Source organism: Devosia sp. 919 (genome assembly GCF_013185965.1).
Lineage (GTDB): Bacteria > Pseudomonadota > Alphaproteobacteria > Rhizobiales > Devosiaceae > Devosia.
Genome location: NZ_JABAOL010000001.1, coordinates 114126 through 132134, shown reverse-complemented (window position 1 = coordinate 132134; position 18009 = coordinate 114126). Strand labels below are relative to the sequence as shown.

Annotated in this window: 17 protein-coding genes; 9 read left to right on the top strand and 8 right to left on the bottom strand. The window is 62.5% G+C overall.

What is annotated here, in order from left to right; all coding sequences use genetic code 11:
* Complete coding sequence (locus HRQ64_RS00635; protein WP_172121616.1) at positions 1–894, bottom strand: helix-turn-helix transcriptional regulator; 894 nt, start codon at positions 892–894, stop codon at positions 1–3.
* 86 nt (positions 895–980) lie between these two features.
* Here HRQ64_RS00635 and HRQ64_RS00630 point away from each other — a divergent pair, with 86 nt between their 5' ends.
* Positions 981–1301 carry a hypothetical protein gene (locus tag HRQ64_RS00630; RefSeq protein WP_172121615.1) on the top strand — a complete coding sequence of 107 codons (321 nt, stop codon included), beginning with the start codon at positions 981–983 and terminating at the stop codon, positions 1299–1301.
* A gap of 116 nt (positions 1302–1417) precedes the next feature.
* On the opposite strand, the gene HRQ64_RS00625 is transcribed toward HRQ64_RS00630, so the two are convergent.
* The 5 genes from HRQ64_RS00625 to HRQ64_RS00605 all read right to left on the bottom strand — a co-directional run bounded on the left by HRQ64_RS00625 (position 1418) and on the right by HRQ64_RS00605 (position 7469).
* Positions 1418–2584 carry a mandelate racemase/muconate lactonizing enzyme family protein gene (locus tag HRQ64_RS00625; protein WP_127754872.1) on the bottom strand — a complete coding sequence of 389 codons (1167 nt, stop codon included), beginning with the start codon at positions 2582–2584 and terminating at the stop codon, positions 1418–1420.
* 80 nt (positions 2585–2664) lie between these two features.
* Positions 2665–3864 (bottom strand): mandelate racemase/muconate lactonizing enzyme family protein, encoded by a 1200-nt coding sequence (locus HRQ64_RS00620; protein WP_172121614.1) that lies wholly within the window; start codon positions 3862–3864, stop codon positions 2665–2667.
* A 279-nt stretch (positions 3865–4143) separates the two neighbouring features.
* Positions 4144–5502, bottom strand: a complete 1359-nt coding sequence (locus tag HRQ64_RS00615; protein ID WP_172121613.1) for a mandelate racemase/muconate lactonizing enzyme family protein — start codon at positions 5500–5502, stop codon at positions 4144–4146.
* Positions 5503–5555: 53 nt separating this feature from the next.
* Entirely contained in the window at positions 5556–6725 is a 1170-nt protein-coding gene (locus tag HRQ64_RS00610) for a mandelate racemase/muconate lactonizing enzyme family protein (RefSeq protein WP_172121612.1), read from the bottom strand.
* Between the two features lie 42 nt (positions 6726–6767).
* Positions 6768–7469: a GntR family transcriptional regulator gene (locus HRQ64_RS00605; protein WP_172121611.1), complete on the bottom strand. Its 702-nt coding sequence runs from the start codon at positions 7467–7469 to the stop codon at positions 6768–6770.
* 235 nt (positions 7470–7704) lie between these two features.
* On the opposite strand from HRQ64_RS00605, the gene HRQ64_RS00600 reads away from it, so the two are divergent.
* From HRQ64_RS00600 to HRQ64_RS00575, 6 genes are all read left to right on the top strand, one after another.
* Positions 7705–9189: a sugar ABC transporter substrate-binding protein gene (locus HRQ64_RS00600; protein ID WP_127754867.1), complete on the top strand. Its 1485-nt coding sequence runs from the start codon at positions 7705–7707 to the stop codon at positions 9187–9189.
* A gap of 80 nt (positions 9190–9269) precedes the next feature.
* Positions 9270–10229, top strand: a complete 960-nt coding sequence (locus tag HRQ64_RS00595; protein ID WP_172121610.1) for a sugar ABC transporter permease — start codon at positions 9270–9272, stop codon at positions 10227–10229.
* A gap of 110 nt (positions 10230–10339) precedes the next feature.
* Positions 10340–11134, top strand: a complete 795-nt coding sequence (locus tag HRQ64_RS00590) for a carbohydrate ABC transporter permease (RefSeq protein WP_210258578.1) — start codon at positions 10340–10342, stop codon at positions 11132–11134.
* An 11-nt stretch (positions 11135–11145) separates the two neighbouring features.
* Complete coding sequence (locus HRQ64_RS00585; RefSeq protein WP_172121609.1) at positions 11146–12243, top strand: ABC transporter ATP-binding protein; 1098 nt, start codon at positions 11146–11148, stop codon at positions 12241–12243.
* An 18-nt stretch (positions 12244–12261) separates the two neighbouring features.
* Positions 12262–13422, top strand: coding sequence for a mandelate racemase/muconate lactonizing enzyme family protein (locus tag HRQ64_RS00580; protein WP_127754864.1), 1161 nt, complete (start codon positions 12262–12264; stop codon positions 13420–13422).
* Between the two features lie 28 nt (positions 13423–13450).
* On the top strand, positions 13451–14191 hold the full coding sequence (locus HRQ64_RS00575; protein ID WP_172121608.1) for a ribonuclease activity regulator RraA: 741 nt from the start codon (positions 13451–13453) through the stop codon (positions 14189–14191).
* Between the two features lie 60 nt (positions 14192–14251).
* On the opposite strand, the gene HRQ64_RS00570 is transcribed toward HRQ64_RS00575, so the two are convergent.
* Complete coding sequence (locus HRQ64_RS00570; RefSeq protein WP_172121607.1) at positions 14252–15130, bottom strand: aldo/keto reductase family oxidoreductase; 879 nt, start codon at positions 15128–15130, stop codon at positions 14252–14254.
* Positions 15131–15221: 91 nt separating this feature from the next.
* Here HRQ64_RS00570 and HRQ64_RS00565 point away from each other — a divergent pair, with 91 nt between their 5' ends.
* Both HRQ64_RS00565 and HRQ64_RS00560 read left to right on the top strand, forming a co-directional pair.
* On the top strand, positions 15222–16124 hold the full coding sequence (locus tag HRQ64_RS00565; protein ID WP_172121606.1) for a LysR family transcriptional regulator: 903 nt from the start codon (positions 15222–15224) through the stop codon (positions 16122–16124).
* A gap of 73 nt (positions 16125–16197) precedes the next feature.
* On the top strand, positions 16198–16899 hold the full coding sequence (locus HRQ64_RS00560) for a glutathione S-transferase (protein WP_172121605.1): 702 nt from the start codon (positions 16198–16200) through the stop codon (positions 16897–16899).
* 39 nt (positions 16900–16938) lie between these two features.
* Here HRQ64_RS00560 and HRQ64_RS00555 read toward each other — a convergent pair whose 3' ends face one another.
* Positions 16939–17871, bottom strand: coding sequence for a manganese catalase family protein (locus tag HRQ64_RS00555; RefSeq protein WP_127754859.1), 933 nt, complete (start codon positions 17869–17871; stop codon positions 16939–16941).
* Positions 17872–18009 lie beyond the last annotated feature (138 nt).

Sequence of the window (18009 nt, the reverse complement as noted above, 5' to 3'; positions counted from 1 at the left end):
TCAGGGGAAGGTCGCGGCCGTGCGCTCGATGATGCGGCGCAGGATGGCGGCACCATCGGGGCCTTTCTTCGCCACGGCCCATTGCGCTTCGAGCGTGTCACGGAAGTGGTGCACCGCTTCGGGCGCGGTGGTGACAATGGCGATGCCCGAGGAAATATTGGGTTGATCGCCAAGGCGGTAGGGCGAGAGAGTGACCGCGGAATCGGCGTCGCGCTCATAGATCTGGAAGGTCTGGCTGGGCGGCTGGCCATCGATGATGCCGATCTGCGTGCCGATGGGCTGGCGCTCGAGCGTCGTGCATAGCCGCTCGATTTCGAGGCGGGCGGCGGCGCGGCGCTCGGCCTGCACTTCGCGCGGCAGATCGAGGCGCCCGACCAGACCCAAGAGCAAAAACCGCTCAATATCCTGACTGCCGACAATGGAGACGATGGGCACATTGCGCCGGGTGGCACTGCGGCGGCGCTCATTGAGGAGATCGAGAATATTGTCGATGGCGTGTAGAGCGGCAGGGCGGTCCCGCTCGTTTTCAGAAATGGCCTCCACCAGCATCAGGCGGAGATAATCCATGTAGTCGGGCGACAGCAAGAGAGATGAGACCGGCGAGAAATTGCCGAGGAGATAGTGCGACTTTTCTTCGAGCTGGCGCATGCGCTCGAAAAAGGAGAGGGCATTACTGTAGTATTCGACGCCGACGCCCAAGAGCGAAGGCAGGGATACATCAAGGAAGCGGGCGATGGATTCCAGGATCTGGACCTTGACGATCTCGCCCTTCTCGAGCCGGTAAACGGCGGCGCGAGAGATGCCAAGATGGGCGGCAATATCATCGGCGTTCAGATTCTTGCCGATCCGATGAGCGCGCAGTCGTTTGCCGATTTCCTCGAATTGGGCGGACATGCTTTCCCTTTGCGCTAAGTCTCACTTTTGATATACACGCCCGTTTCCGCCGTCCAGCAAGCGTCTGTTATGACAGGAGACCTAGAGTGCACGACCTTTATACCTGGCTTGAAGAACAAAGCGGGGGCATCCGGACCTATACCGAGTTCCACCAGAAAGTGCGCGAGCTGGCCCGTCGGGATAGCGACAATGCCGCCATTCTCGCCCTGCTCGGCCGGGTGGCTGCACGCTTTGTCGCAAGGTTCGAAGGCGAGCCGTTTTCGGTGGATGATGCGAGCGCGGCGCTGGGTGAATTTAAGGCGTTGCTGAACCAGGCGATGACGGCGATGGATAGCTCCACCGCCGAAAAGTTCGCCTTTGCCAACAAGGTCGCGACCTTCGACCTGCTGGAGGCCCAGGCGGCGTAAGGCCGGCTAGGGGATAATGACGCGGCCGGCGCTTGGGGCGCCGGCGCAGGGTTTTGCCGTTCATGATCGCGGGGGTAACGACCGGTGCCTTGCAGCGCCGGCGCTGTGGCGCCGGATTACTGCATCGGCTCAAACCAGGTCGTGCCGGGATATTGGTGGGCGCGGGCGACTTCCTCGTTGAGCTCGAGCCCGATGCCCGGCCGATCGCTGAGCGCAATCCTGCCGTTCTTGATGATCTCGCCGCCATCGGTGATGGTGGACCAGTAATCGCGGTGGAACCAATGGAACTCGAGAACGAGGAAATTGGGCACCGTGGCGCAGACCTGAGCCGAGGCCATGGTGCCGATGGGCGAGGACACGTTGTGGGGCGCAAACGGGATTGAGTAGAGATCGGCCAGCTCGGCGATCTTGCGGCATTCCGACAGGCCCCCGCATTTGGGGATATCGGGCATGATGATATCCACCGCCTGCTGCTCGAGCAGCTTCCTGAACCCGTGGCGCAGATAAAGGTTTTCGCCGGCGCAAATCGGGGTCGTGGTGCTGCGGGTAATCTCGGCCATCACATCGATGTTCTCGGGCGGAATGGGCTCTTCGAGCCACATCAGCTGCAGATGCTCGAGATCGCGGGCGAGGCGGATGGCGCTGTGCTTGTCGAGGCGGGTATGCAGGTCACAGGCGACTTCCACCTCCTTGCCGGCGGCCTTGACCACCATTTCGGCCAGTTGCACCATGCGGTCATGCTCCCATTTGTTGGGAGTCATGTTGAAGCCGTCCTTTTCGTACCAATCGGTTTCGGTGCCGGTATGGCCATAGGCGCGGATATCGAGATCGACCTTGAGGGCGGTAAAGCCGGCCGCGAGCACCTGATCGACCTCGGCCTGCACCTGGTCCATGTTCATGCCGGGCGAGACTTCGCAATCGCAGTAAACCCGGATGTGGTCGCGGAACTTGCCGCCCATGAGCTCATAGATCGGCACGCCCAGGGCCTTGCCCTTGAGGTCCCAAAGGGCGATCTCGACGCCGGTGAGCGCCGTGATCAGGGCGCCGGCAAAGCCGCCTTCAAAAACGAGGCTGCGGCGGATTTCCTCAAAGATGGCGTCGATTGCGAAGGGGTCGCGACCGACGAGCTTGCCCGCCAGTTCGCGCTGGATGATGGCAATGGCCTGGTGGCCGCCATGGACGCATTCGCCGAGGCCGGTGATGCCGGCATCGGTTTCGATGCGCACCCATAGATGCATGCAATGGCCTGATGTGGCCGCTGTGGTGACCGAAGTGATCTTCACGTGGTTCTCCTCCGCGCGAGTGGCTGCCCCTTGCGGTGCAGCCCGATTGTTGTGTGAAAGCTGCTCCCTCGCCCCTCTCCTCAGGGGGCGAAAAAGTCCAAATCATCTTCCAGCAGATAGGGCCGGGCGCCTTCGGGATCGATGTCGAGCCCCAGGCCTGGCGCTTCGAGCAGATCGACCATGGAATTGGTGACGATCTGGTCGGGCAGGCCGATGACGATGTCTTCCCACCACGGATCGGAGGCGCTGGGATATTCAAAGGCGATGTAGTTGGCGGGGAGCGTGGCGCAGACATTGATGAGAGCACCAAGGCCCAAAAGGCCATTAGCGGTGCCATGTGGGGCCATCATGATGGAATGCATATAGGCGTGCTCGGCCACCCATTTGAGTTCGGCAATGCCCCCGATATCGGCGGGATCGGGGCCGATGACGCGCACGGCCTGGGTTTCGATCAGCTCCTTGAAATTGTGCCGGAGATAGATTTGCTCGCCGGTATGGATGGGGGTGGAGGTCGAGGTGGTGAGCTCGCGATAGGCCTGGGGATTGACCCAGGGCACGTAGTCGCCGGTCAGCATGTCCTCGAGCCACATCAGATTGTATTTCTCGACCGCCTGGGCAAAGCGGATGGCATCGGGCAGGAACCAGCCGGGGCCGCAATCGAGCGCGAGGGAGACCTTGTCGCCCAGCACTTCCTTCATGGCGATGACGCAATCGAGCATGTGGTTGAAGGCGTGCTCGCTGATCTGACCCTGGTCCATGGCGCCGTGAAAGAGGCGCGGCTGGGTAACGCCGTAATGGAAATCGGGAACATTGGTCTTCATGTTGGAATGAAAACTGATGCCCTGCTTGACCATGAAGAAGTTCTGCGGCTGCTCCATCATCCATTTGACGTCGGCGGCGTAATCCTCGGGGCGGTCGCCGGTGCGTTTCTGGCGGATGGAGCCGTTATAAACACGCACCTGGTCGCGCACCTTGCCGCCGAGGAGTTTGTAGACGGGCACATTGGCGGCCTTGCCCGCAATGTCCCAGAGGGCATGCTCGATGGCCGAAACGGCGGCGCCATAGGGTTTGAACGAGCCGCGCTGACGGATTTTGAGCATGCAGCGCTCGACATCGGTGGGGTCTTCCCCGATCAGCGCATCGCGGAAATGGAGCACCCAGGGTTTGAGATACGCCTTGGTGTATTCCACTTCGCCCAGGCCATAGAGGCCTTCATCGGTGACGACGCGCACAATGGGGTGCCGGCCAATAACGGCGCAGCGCAGATCGGTGATTTTCATGGTTCCTCCTGAACCTTGTTGGCGGTGTCGCTGACCTTTCAGTCGACACCCTCCCCCGGGCGGGGAGGGATCAAGGGTGGGGGGCGTTCGCCCCGATATAATGGCTCCCGCACCCCCTCCCAGCCTCCCCCGTCGGGGGGGAGGTGCCGTTCAGTGGGTGGGCGATGGTCTTGCCCAGAATAGACGCTCGCCATTTTCGCTGCGCGAAAAGGCGGGAAAGGCTGGGGCCATCTTCGCTGCGCGAAGAGGCCGGGCGATTTTCCCCTGCGGGGAAAACGCCTAGCTCCAGGTCCGGTCCCAGGAATAGTCGTCGTCCCACTGGTCGGTGGGCAGCCAGATGCCCTTGACGCCGTCCTGCAGGTGCTCGGCGATCACCTCGTCGACGATGTCGTCGATCCCCAGGCCCGGCTTGTCGGGCACGGTGATGAAGCCGTTCTGCACCAGGGGCTTGGGCAGGCCGGTGACGATGTCGTCCCACCAGTCGACCTCGACCGAATGGTATTCGAGCGCCATGAAGTTTTCGGTGGCGATGGCGACATGGGCGGCGGCCATGCAGGCGATGGGGCTTTCGGCCATGTGGATGGCCATGGCGATGCCCTGCTCCTGGGCGGCGTCGCCGATCTTCTTGGTTTCGAGAATTCCGCCCGAAGTGAGCAGATCGGGGTGGATCACCGAAATGCCCGAACCCAGCAGCGGCTCGAAACCCTCGCGCAGATAGATGTCCTCGCCGGTGCAGATCGGCACGGTCGTGGCCTGCTGCAGCTCGCGATACTGCTCGGTATATTGCCAGGGGATCACGTCCTCGAGCCAGGCCGGGGCGTATTTCTCGATGCGGCGAGCGAGCCGGATGCCGCTTTGCAGCGAGATATGGCCGACATGGTCGATGGCGAGCGGGATCTCGTAGCCGATCACCTCGCGCACTTCGTGGATATATTGCTCGAGCTGGTCGAGCCCGCGCTCGGTGAAGTTGAGCCCGGTAAAGGGATGGCGCACATTGTGGGTGTCGTAGACCGCATTGCGGGCGCGCCGATCCTCGAGCGTCTTGCCGTGGCCGCGGGGCGGATGGATGCGATAGCCCTCAAGGGAGCCCGCGGGCGCCACGACGGAGCCGGGGGTGTCGACGACCTGCATCAGCCCCAGGTCCATCTTGAGGAAGGTGAAACCCAGCGCCATGCGTTCCTTCAACCGCTTGCCGGTTTCGGTGCCGCTGGCGACGCTGGCATCGGTGTCGCAATACATGCGCACCTTTTCGCGGAACTTGCCGCCCAGCATCTGGTAGATGGGCACGCCATAGGCCTTGCCGGCAATGTCCCAGAGGGCGATCTCGATGGCCGAAACGCCGCCGCCCTGCCGGCCGTGGCCGCCGAACTGTTTGATGCGGCGGAACAGGCGATCGACGTCAAGCGGGTTTTCGCCGAGCAGCCGGCTCTTGAGCATCAGCGCATAGGTGGCGCTGGCGCCGTCGCGCACTTCGCCAAAGCCGACAATGCCCTGATTGGTGTAGATCTTGAGGAGCGCGCTGATGAACGGCGCCCCCACGATTTCGGCGACGCGGATATCGGTGATGCGCAGATCGCTCGGACTTGAGCTGGTGCGCACATTGCCTTGGATCAACTCATTGGTGTTGATCTCGTTCATGGGTCAATTCCTCCCTTTTCCATTGGGGCGCCTCCACGCGCCCGTTCCCGCCTTCAGGCGAGGTCCACCAGGTTTTCCTCCAGATAAGCCCGGTTCATTTCGATGCCGAGCCCGGGGGCCCGGTTGAGCTTGAGCGAGCCGTTCGAGTTGTCGAGCGGCTTGTCGATCAGGTGGTCGTATTTGCTCAAATTCCATTCCGAGGTTTCGAGCCGGTAGAAATTGGGCACGGTCATCATCACCTGCGCGCCCGCCACCACGTTGATGGGCCCGGCCGCATCATGGGGCGAAACGGGGATGTAATAGGCTTCGCAGAGCGCCGAGATCTTCTTGAGCTCGGTGATGCCGCCGGTCCAGGTGACGTCGGGCATGATGTAGTCGGCGAGCTGGTTTTCGAGGATGGGCACGAAATCCCATTTGGTGTGGCCGCGCTCGCCCCAGGAAATGGGGCAATTAACCTTCTCGCGCACCTGCTGGAGGGCGTTGAAGCTTTCGGGCGGCACGGGCTCTTCGAACCAGTCGATATCGCCGGCTTCCTCGAGTGTGCGGCAAAGGCGAATGGCGGTGGGCACGTCAAAGCGGCCATGCGCATCGATGAGGATTTCGATGTCGGGCCCGGCGGTCTGGCGGATGAGTTCGGTCAGTTCGGCCGCTTCCCGCTCATCCTTGCGCGTCATCGTGCCATCGAGATAGCCCTCGAACTGTTCGCGCGCGATGCCGTTGGCCAGCACCGGTCCCTGCTGGGGGAAGGGGTCGAATTTGAGCGCGGTGTGTCCGGAAGCAACGATGTCGCGGATTTCCTGGGCGACGGCTTCCGGGCTGGTGAATTTGCGCTGGTCGGGGTGGGTGTAAAGGAGAATGTCCTCGCGCACCGGACCGCCGAGGAGTTCGTAGATCGGCTGGCCCAAGACCTTGCCGCGGATGTCCCACAGGGCGATGTCGATGGCGCTGGTGCATTCCACCGCGGCGCCGCGGCTGCCCATATAGGTGAAATTGCGGAAGATCTTGTGCCAGATGCGTTCGATGTGGGCGGGGTTGTCGCCTTCGATGATCTTGCTGATCTGGGTCAGCATGACGCAAAGCGCCCGGTTGGCAACATAGGTGGTGGTGGTTATCTCCCCCCAACCCGACACGCCCTCGTCGGTGGTCACCTCCACAAAGAGGAACTCGCCCCAATAGGATGCGGCTGACTTGATCAGCCAAGGTTTGACGCCAGTTATCTTCATTGCCTTCCTCCCCAAGGCGCCGATTGCTGTGCAGATGCGGCGCTAACTCGCCCGTGCCGTTTCGGCGGCACGCATATGTTCCAGAATATGGCGGCCCGAGCCCTCGACATGCTGGGCCACGAGTGCGGCCGACCCATCGGCATCGCCTGCCTTGATCAGTGCGATCAGCTCGCGATGCTCGCGCAGCACCTGGGCCCGCCGGGTCAGGGTGAAATTGAAGCGGCGGCTGACGGCGCGCAGCACTTCGCGGTGCTTCCACCAGAGCTCGGCGGCATGGCGGTTGTAGTGGCGCTCATACATGATGGTGTGAAAGCGGGTATCGAGTTCGCTGTGGCGCAGCGGATCGGCAAAATTGTTAGCCTCGATCTCGTCCTGCACCGCTTCGAGTTGCGCGATATCCTGGCTCGTCGCCATGCCCACGAACCAGCGGGTGAGTGCGGGCTCGATCAAGACGCCGATCTCGTAGATGTCGCGCACGAAATCCTGGTCGATCGGGCGCACCCGGGCGCCGCGATTGGGGGAAATGATGACAAAGCCCTCGCCACGCAGCATCTGCAGGGCTTCGCGGATGGGGTTGGCGGAGGTGTTATGGCGCTGCGCCAGTTCGGCCACCACCAGGCGTTCGTTGGCCACAAGGCGTCCCGAAATGATGTCGTCCCGGATCTGCTGGTAAACCGAATCACCGGCTGGAGTCGCGCCGCTGGGCTCCATGCCTGCGGGCGGCTGCGCCTTGTAGTCGTTCATTGATAGTCCCGTCACTTCCATGGGTTGGCGTCGTTGCGGCAGGGCCAAGCCTAGCCAAGACGGGCCGGGATCGTACAACAAATCTTGCGGATAATGTGCAATTTTAGCCCGTTGACACATAATTTATTGTCTGCAAACCTGCCTGAGGTGGCGCGAGACAGAAGAGGCACAAGCCCGCTGTCCGATCGCCAAGGGAGCCCGCTGCGCCGAGCCCAGCGGATGACAGGAGGACGAGATGAGGAAGCCCAGTTTGGGCCGTGCCCTTGTGCATGGCGCAGCAATAACTGCGCTCGCTGTGTCGACGATGATGAGCACTTCCGTGCTCGCGCAAAGTGTCGATATCAGCCAGTGGTCGCCGGAATATGTGCGCTCGATCGCGGGCACCGAGGAGTTCGACACGGCCGAGCAGTGCGGGGCCGTCACCCCGCTCGATTACCAAGGTAAGCTGACCTTCTGGTACCAGGGCGTGTTCGAGGGTGATCCCGATCTGCTGCGCCAGTACTACAAGGACTTCTTTGTCGCCTTCCGGGAAACCTATCCCAATATCGAGCTCCAGGAACAGGCGCTGACCTATAACGACCTGCTCGACAAGTTCCGCACCGCGCTTCTGGGTAATGCCGGCCCGATGATGGTGCGCCTGCAGATCCTGGGCGGGGTGGAATTTGCCTCCAAGGGGTATCTGCAGGAGCTCAGCCCCGAGGATGTGGGCTGGAAGAGCGAAGATTTCTGGCCGGGCGCCATGAAGTCGGTGATGTGGGAAGGCAAGACTTACGGCATTCCCACCAATAACGAGACGATGGGCTTTATCTGGAACGCCGACATTTTCGAGCGCGCGGGCCTTGATCCGGAAAAGCCACCGGCAACCTGGGACGAGGTGGTCGCCTATTCCAAGCAGATCCACGATACGCTGGGCATTGCCGGCTATGGGCTCGTGGCGCGCAAGAATGCCGGCAATACCCCTTATCGCTTCATGCCCCAGCTTTGGGCTTATGGCGGGGGCGTGTTCGACGAAGCCGATCCGAACCCGACCTACGAAGAAGTTCGCCTCGACAGCCCGGAAAGCAAGGCGGCGCTGCAGGCTTCCTATGACATGTATGTGCGCGACAAATCGGTGCCGGTTTCGGCGCTGACCAACCAGCAGGCGGACAACCAGCCGTTGTTCCTGGCCGGCCAGGTGGCGATGATGGTGTCGCACCCCTCCGACTACGACGTGATGCTGGACCTGCAGGCCAAGGCCACGGGCGCCGACAAGGAAAAGGCGCAGACCGTCATCGACAATATGCGCTATGGCCTAATTCCCACCGGCCCCGACGGGCGGCGCGCCGTGGTGTTCGGCGGCTCCAATATCCACATTCTCAAGCCCGAATATGTGGATGGCGGCGTCGTGGACGAGGCAGCCGCCAAGGCGATGACCTGCTTTTGGACCAGCCCCGAATGGTCGCTCAAAATGGCTTATGCCGGCTCCAATCCGGGCAATCTCAATGGCTTCAAGACCAGCTGGATGAAGGAGCGGCTTGAAAACATCGAGTTCCTCGATGTGACCACCGCCATGCTGCCCTATGGCGTGCCGTTCCCGGCGCTGCCAGTGACGCCCGAAATCATGAACATCATCATTCCCGACATGCTGCAAAACGCACTGACCGGGGCGATGACGGTCGATGAAGCGGCGGATGACGCGGCGCAAAAGGTGCGCGACCTGACGGGCGGCGGCGGACTCTAGGCCCAGCCGGCACAGAAGACGCGACCGGCGGCAGCCCTGCGCCGCTGCCGGTTAGTTTTTCTCTCACCACGAGAGCCACAATGACCACGCAGATCGGGTTTGCTAGCGCCCCTGCCCAGGCGCGCATTGTTCGCCCCAGTGTGTTGCAGCAGATATGGTCCAGCCGGGCCGACTATCTTTATGTGCTGCCCGCGATCATCGTCATGCTGATCGTCATCGCCTATCCCATCTACTACACGATCGACCTGTCGTTCTTTGAAACGCCCCCCGGCCTGCAGCTGCGCGACAAGAACTTTGTCGGGCTCGAGAACTACGCCACGATCCTCTCAAGCAATGTGTTCTGGCGCGTCACGCTCAACACGGTGATCTGGACCTTTGCCTCGACGCTCATTGCCTTTGTGCTGGGCTATGCCGCGGCGCTGGCGCTGCACCGTGATTTTGCCGGCCGCGCCGTGCTGCGCGCGATCCTCATCATTCCGTGGGTGATCAGCGCGGTGGCCGCATCCTATATCTGGAAGTGGATGTACCATTCCGATTTCGGCATCCTGGGCGCCGTGATGGTGCAGATGGGGCTGGTGGACCGGCAGCCCAATTTCATCGACAATGTCCACACCGTCTTGCCCTCGCTGATCGTGGTCAATATCTGGCGCGAGTTCCCCTTTGCCATGATCATGATCATGGCTGGGCTGCAGACCGTGCCCGAGCAGTTGCTGCGCGCCGCCAAGGTCGATGGCGCCTCGACCTGGCAGCGGTTCTGGCACGTGACCTTTCCCTATCTGAGCGGGGTATCGACGGTCACCATCCTGCTGCTGGCAGTGGCGAACTTCAATTCCTTCATTATCCCCTGGATCATGACCGGCGGCGGGCCATCCAACGCCTCCCATATCTGGATCACCCACATCTATGAGCTGGCCTTCGGGCGGCAGCGCTGGGGCGTGGCTTCGGCTTATTCGGTGCTGCTGTTCATCATCCTGATGGCGCTGGGCTACTTCTATGTCCGCGCGCTCAGCGGCAACGAGAAAAAGGAGCACGGCGCGTGACCAGCATCACCCCAACCGCTGCCTCATCCGGCCGCACCGCAATTACCGCCCGGCGTGGGCGCAAGAGGATCGATGGCTGGCGCTGGGCGGGGCGCATCTTTCTCGGCTTCATGCTGGTTTACACCGCACTGCCCATGATCTGGATGCTGCTGACCTCGATCAAATCAGGCTTTGCCGCCATGCAGTTCCCGCCGCAATGGTGGCCGAGCGAGCCGACGCTGGCGAGCTACCAAAAGCTGCTCGATCCGCAAAACAGCGTGGGCCAGGATTTCCTGCGCTTTTTCTGGAATAGCCTCTTTGTTTCGGTCTGCACCACGATCATGGCGGTGGTGGTGGCGGTGCCCGCGGCTTATGCCTTCTCGCGCTTCAGCTTTCCCGGGCGAAAATTCCTGTTTTTCGCGGTGCTGCTGCGCAACATGTTCCCGGCGGTGATTTTCCTCGTGCCCCTCTTCATCCTGATGCGGGTGCTGGGGCTGGTGAACACCCATGGCTCGCTGATCCTGACTTACCTGACCTTCGGGCTGCCGCTGGCGATCTGGCTGCTCAAGGGATTTTACGACAACATCCCCGTCCAACTCGAGCAGGCGGCGCGGATCGATGGGGCCACGCGCTTCCAGGCGTTCCTCCTCATCGTCATGCCTCTTTCGGCGCCGGGGATTATCGCCACCGCGATCTATTCCTTTATCGGGGCGTGGAACGAATACATCTATGCCGCGACCTTCCTTACCCGGAACGACCAGCTGACCCTGCCCGTCGGCATCCAGCGGTTCTTTTCGGAAAACACCACCGATTTCCCGGGCCTGATGGCGGCAAGCTTCATGATGAGCGTGCCGGTGGTGGTGCTGTTCCTCGTGCTCCAGAAATATTTCGTGCGTGCGCTCACCGAAGGCGCGGTCAAACACTAGAAAGTTGCCCCATGGCTCAGGTGGTTCTCAAGGATCTCGTCAAGACCTATGGCTCGATTTATGCGGCCAAGGACGTGTCCCTGACAGTTAATGATGGCGAGTTCGTTGCCCTGGTCGGCCCGTCCGGTTGCGGCAAGACGACGACGCTCAATCTCGTGGCGGGGCTGATTCCGATCACCTCGGGGGACATCGTCATCGGGGACCGGGTGGTCAACGATCTCGACCCCAAGGACCGGGACATCGCCATGGTGTTCCAGAACTATGCGCTGTATCCGCAAAAAAGCGTGTTCCAGAACCTCGCCTTCCCCCTGCAGATGAGAAAGCTCCCCAAGGCCGAGATCGAGGCCAAGGTCAATGCGGCGGCCAAGGTGCTCGACATCACCCATCTGCTCGAGCGCAAGCCGCGCGAACTCTCGGGCGGGCAGCAGCAGCGCGTGGCGCTGGGGCGGGCGCTGGTGCGCGACCCGGCGGTGTTCCTGATGGACGAGCCGCTCTCCAATCTCGATGCCAAGCTGCGCGTGCAGATGCGCTCGGAAATCAAGCGCTTCCACCAGGATCTGGGGGCGACCATCATTTATGTGACCCATGACCAGCTCGAAGCCGTGACCATGGCCGACAAGATGGCGGTGATGAACGGGGGGCTGCTGCAGCAATATGATACGCCGGCGCAGGTCTTTGCCCACCCGGTCAACATGTTCGTCGCGAGCTTTATCGGCAGCCCGGCCATGAGTCTGGTGCCGCTCGAAGCGAGCAGTGCCAATGGGCAAACGGTGCTGACCAGCGCCGAGGGCTGGCACATGCCGCTTTCGGAGGCCAATGCGCGCAAGGTCGCGGGCGCCAGTTCGCGCAAAGTGGTGCTGGGGGCGCGGCACTCGACCATCCGGCTGCACAAATCGGCGGTGGACGGGGCGGTGCCGGCGCGGGTTTATACGGTGGAGCCCACCGGCGACATCACCTTTGTGCAGGCGTTCGTCGCGAGCTCGATCGTCAATATCAGCCTGCCACCCACGGTGCAGGTCGCGCCCGACGAGCAGGTCTGGCTCGAATTCGACCAGGAGCGCATGCATCTGTTCGATGGGCAAACCGAAATGGCGCTGCGCTCGGCATAATCCGGATTACCCCTGCTCATGCCGTTCCAGCTCAAGATCACTGCCATTACGCCCTTTGCCGTGCGCGTGGGCATCCGCAACCAGTTCCTGCTCAAGATCGAAACCGATGGGGGGATCTTTGGCTGGGGCGAAAGTGGCCTCACCGGGCGCGAAAAGGCGGTGGCCGGGGCCGTCGAGCATTACCGCGAGTTCCTCATCGGGCAGGACGCGATGCAGATCGGCCGGATCTGGCAGGAAATGTATCGCAGCCAGTATTTCGAGGGCGGGCGCGTGTTGCAGGCCGCGATCTCGGCCATCGACATTGCGCTCCATGACATCAAGGGCAAGGCGCTGGGCGTGCCGGTCTACCAGTTGCTGGGGGGCAAGCAGCGCGACGTGATCCCCACTTTCGCCTCCACCGGCGACAGTGCCGGGGAGGGCGCGATCGAGCGGGCCGTTGAGCTGATGGAAATGGGGTTCGACGCGATCCGGTTCTTCCCCATCGGGCAAGACAGCCGCGACATCTTTGAGCCGCGCGAGTCCATTGCCAGCACGGCGCGCCTGCTCAACCGGGCGCGCGAGGCCTTGGGCGACGCCGTGGTGCTGGGGATCGATTATCACCACCGCTTGTCGGTCGCGGAGGCAGCGAGCTTTTGCAACAAGCTCGACAAGGGCGTGCTCGATTTTCTCGAGGAGCCCATTCGCGACGAGACGCCCGAAGCCTACCAATCGCTGCGCGGGATGACCGATATTCCCTTTGCCATTGGCGAGGAGTTTTCCAGCAAGTGGCAGTTCCTGCCCTATATCGAGCGGGGCATTCACCAGTTTAATCGGCTCGATGTGTGCAATGTCGGTGGGCTGACCGAGGCGATGAAGGTCGCTGGCTGGAGCGAGGCCCATTATGTCGACCTGATGCCGCATAACCCGCTGGGGCCGGTCTGCACAGCCGCGACCGTGCACTTCGCGGCGGCCGTGCCCAATTTCGCCTGGCTCGAGACGCGGGAGCCCGAACGCGGGCTGGGCTTTAACAACGCCGACTTCTTTCCGGTGCAGCCGCAGCTGGAGGGCGCGGTTTACCGGGTCAGCGATGCGCCGGGGCTGGGAGTGGAGGTCAATGAAGACCTCCTGGCGCGGCAGAGTTTTGAGTTCTGGGAAGCGCCGCATCTGCGGCGCCGAGATGGTTCGGTGACCAATTGGTAGGCGGCCGGCCAAAGTGGAGGAAAGACGAATGACGAGTGGCGCCGAGATACAACGGCCGGCAAAGGAATTGACCGAGGGCTTGCGCGGGCTGGGCGCGGCGACCATTGCCGGCACGCTGGGGCATATGGGGTTCCGCAACCCGCATATGACCGGCATCTTGCCCCAGACAAAGGGCAAGGTGATCTGCGGGCCGGCGCTGACGCTGCAATGCCTGCCGCAGCGGCCCGACCTCTTTAGCGAAGGCGAATATGCCGATCCCGAAACGCAGCTGCACCGGCATGTGCTCTATCATGTGCAGGATGGCGATGTGGTGGTGGTGGATGCGCGCGGCGACATGCGCTCGGGCATTTTCGGGGACATGATGTCCACCTATTTCAAGGGCCGCGGGGGCGCGGGCATCATCATCGACGGGGTGATGCGCGATCGGCCCAATGTGGAAAAGCTCGACCTCGCGCTCTGGCTCAAGGGCTGGTCGCCCAACTACCATGTGCAGACCGATATCTACCCCTATGCGGTCAATGTCACCATTGCCTGTGGCGGGGTGACCGTGGTGCCGGGCGATATCATCGTGGCCGATGACGATGGCGCGGTGGTGGTGCCGGTGTCGATGGCCCAGCAGGTGATCGAGGACGGCCAGAAGCATGCCGAATGGGAGGAATTTTCGCGCATGAAGCTGATGGCCGGGGAATCGCTGCAGCGTTATTACCCGCTCCATCCCGATGCCCAGGAAGAATACGAGGCCTGGCGGCGTGAGAACCCGCTGCGCTAGGGCCCTGCCGGCCGGCCCTGCGTTGAAGGAGCGCATGGCCGGCCAAGGCTGCAAAACCGGTTACGACGCTGCAGCGGGAGCGGCGATGCTGTTGAGTTCCTCCATGTCAGCATCAAAGAGCTGCAGCTGCGCGGCGGCGAGATTTTCCCGGAGATGGGCCACCGAGGACGTGCCGGGGATCAGCAGGATATTGGGTGAGCGGCGGAGCAGCCAGGCGAGGGCCACCTGCATCGGGGTGGCGCCGAGGCGCTCCGCCACGTTCGAGAGGGTCGCCGACTGTAGCGGGGAAATGCCGCCTAGCGGAAAGAACGGCACATAAGCGATCCCAGCGGCGGCGAGCTCGTCGATCAGCGCATCATCCTCGCGATGGGCGAGATTGTACTGGTTCTGCACGCAAACAATGGACGCGAGCTGGCGCCCTTCGGCAACCTGGGCCGCGGTGACATTGCTCAGCCCGACATGCCGCACGAGGCCACGGCTTTGCAGCTCGAGCAGAGCGGTGAGCGGGGCTTCGATCGAGCCTTCAGTCGGGCCCATGCCGAACATGATGCGCAAATTGACCACGTCGAGCACATCGAGCCCGAGATTGCGCCGGTTGTCGTCCACCGCCTGGGCGAGGTCGGTGGCCGAGAATGCCGGCAACCAGGAGGCGTCGTCGCCGCGCACCGCGCCGATCTTGGTGGTGATGACGAGGTCGGCAGGGTAGGGCACGAGCGCCTCCCGGATCAGCTGGTTGGTGACATGGGGGCCATAGAAGTCGCTGGTGTCGATGTGGTTGACCCCGGCCGCAATGGCTTCGCGCAGAACGGCCCGGGCGGCGTCGGGATCACGCGGGGGGCCGAATACATGCGGGCCGGCGAGTTGCATGGCGCCATAGCCGAGGCGCTTTACGGGACGGTCGGCAAGGGGATAGGTGCCGGCGGTTTCGATTGTGGACATGATCATTCTCCAGTTGTCGCACCAAGATAGGGCTTGCCGATTGGCGTGATAACGCCCCACAATTCGCACGGGCTGTGCGGAAGGGCGAACAGTGGATTTCGACCTCAATGACCTCAGTGCCTTTGCGGTAGTGGCGCGCGCCGGAGGCTTTCGTGATGCGGCGCGGGAGCTGGGCCGCAGCCCTTCGGGGCTGAGCGACGCGGTGCGGCGCCTCGAAACGCAAATGGGCGTGCGGCTGCTCAATCGCACCACCCGCAGCGTCGGACCCACCGAAGCGGGGCGCGACCTGCTGGCGCGGCTTGCGCCCGCGCTGCAGGAGATTGCGCTGGCGGTAGACGTGGTCAACGTGCATCGCGAGCGCCCGATGGGCACGCTGCGGCTCAATGTGCCGGTCAGCGCCACCCGCACGGTGCTGCCCGCCATCATCCCCCCGTTTCTGGCAGCCTATCCCGAGATCCGGGTCGAGATCGTGGCCGATGAAAGCTTTGTGGACCTTCTGGCAACCGGGTGCGATGCCGGCATCCGCTATGAGGAAAAGCTGGCTCAGGACATGATCGCGGTGCCGATCGGGCCGCGGGTGCAGCGGTTTAGCCTGGGAGCCGCGCCGGCTTATCTCGCGCAACGGGGCACGCCCGGCCATCCGCGCGAGTTGCTCGAACATGCCTGTTTCCAGGGCCGATTTCCGAGTGGGGCGCTGTTTGCCTGGGATTTCGAGCGCGATGGGGAGCGGGTCAGCATCGAGCCCAAGGGTCCGCTGATCGTGCAGGCCGGGGCAGCGATGGAGCTGGCGATCGATACTGCGATTGCGGGCATGGGCATCGTCGCGCTGTTCGAGGATTGGTTGCGGCCCCATTTCGAGCGGGGCGAATTGGTGCCGGTGCTGGAGCCATGGTGGTCGAGCTTTAGCGGGCCGTTTTTATATTATCCCGGCCGTCGGCTGGTGCCAGCGCCGCTGCGCGCTTTTGTGGATTTCATCAAGTCGGGCAAGTTCTAGGGGCGACCGGTCAAACGGGAACGCCGCCGGGCACGGCTTCGTTGGTTCCTTCCCAAGCATGAGGAGAGGGATCGTGGCCGATTATGAGCTCCTATACTGGTCGGTGCCGTTTCGCGGCCAGTTCGTGCGAGCAGTGCTGGCCTTTGCCGGCAAGAGCTGGACAGAAACCGATGATGGCGCGATTGCGGGGCTGATGGGGGGGCCGGTCAGCGCCATGCCGGTGCCGTTCATGGGCCCGCCGGTGTTGATCGACAATGGCAATGGGTTTGCCGTGTCGCAGATGCCCGCAATTGTTCTTTATCTCGGGGAAACGCTCGGGCTAATGCCGCCGACGGCCGAACTGCGCGCCCTGACCATGAAAGTGGTCAACGACGCCAATGACGTGATCGACGAGCTGACCCTGCAAGGGGGCATGGAGATGTGGAACGAAGCGCGCTGGAAGGAGCATGTGCCGCGCTTTGCCAAGTGGATGACGCTGTGGGAGGAACTGGGCAGCCGCCATGGCCTGACCGAGGATGCCGGCTTTCTGCTGGGAGAGGCGGGGCCGGGGATTGCCGATGTGATCACGGCAACGCTCTGGACCACGGTAGCGGACCGGTTCAGCCGGATCGAGGCGCTGTTGGCAGAGACGGCGCCGCGGACGTTGGCGCTGTCGCGGCGGGTGGCGGCGGAGCCCAGTCTGGCCGCGCTGGCGGAAAAGGCGCGGGCCGATTACGGCGATGCTTATGCCGGCGGGCAGATCGGCCAATCCATGGCCAAGATACTCAATGGCTGAGTGGCGGGGAGCGGGGCGGCCGAAGCCGCCCCGATGGGATCAGCGCGAAGCCTGGTAGAGCTTGGCGGCGATTTCGTAGAATTCCTCGGGGGCATAGTCGGGGGTGAAAGCCGATGGGACGCCCTGGAGCTGCTGCATCTTGCCGCCATTGGGCATGCCTTCAACGACCTCAAGCGGGCCGGGAGGATCGCCGGGCAGGGCGACTTCGTCATTGGACCAGATGCCCGAGATGTCCTTGTAGTCGTTCTGGCTCCAGGTGTAGAGGCGGCGATGTGAGCCTTCGTCCAGGTATTTCTGGCATTCCGGGATCTTGGCCAACGGGATATTAGGCGTTGGCAGCATCTTTTCGATCTCGACGCCGGTGAGCTTCTTGAGCGCCAGCGCATAGGAATGAGCGTGCACCGAACCGCGCACCAGTAGATAGCCGCACACTTCCCGGCCCGTGGCGTCGTCAGCGCTCAGGGTCTCGTATACGCGCAGCTTGTGGAGGCGCGCGCCGCATTCGAGATGGAAATTGTGCAAGAGATCAAAGATCAGATTGCCAGTGGTGGTGATGAAATCATTGTTCCAGCTAACGCCATTGGAGTTGACCGGCGTGGCGCCACCGCCATTGGAAAGGAACGCCGCCGCAAGGCGGATATCCTGCATGGCCTCGAAGGGCGACTTGGAAATATCGCCACCAGGGCCGGCATCGCCGCCCGGCTTTTCGGGGCCGTTGTTGAGCATGGCCACGCCATTGCTCACGAGCTCCACATGGGCGAGTTCTTCGGCGGTGATCGAGGCGACAAGGCTATAAAAGGGGCGCAGCTTGTCCTTGCTGCGGAAGTTGAAGCTTTGGAACATGTAGTTCCCGAGGGTGGACATTTCGCCATATTTGCCACCCAGCAGTTCCTGCAGTGCGGCCGCAGCATTGGGATCCTGCTTTTTGGGGGGCGGCAGCTCGGTTATGAGGCGATCGACGCGCATGAACATGCTTGGCACTCCTTGTGTTAGCCAAGCAGAAGCAACGGTGGCCCCGCGGGGACGTTCCGATAAACGGGAAATAGTCTTGCCGGTTGCTTGGGCACAGCATGAGTAATCGTCGTTTATTTTAGCGGCCGCCGTCAGGCG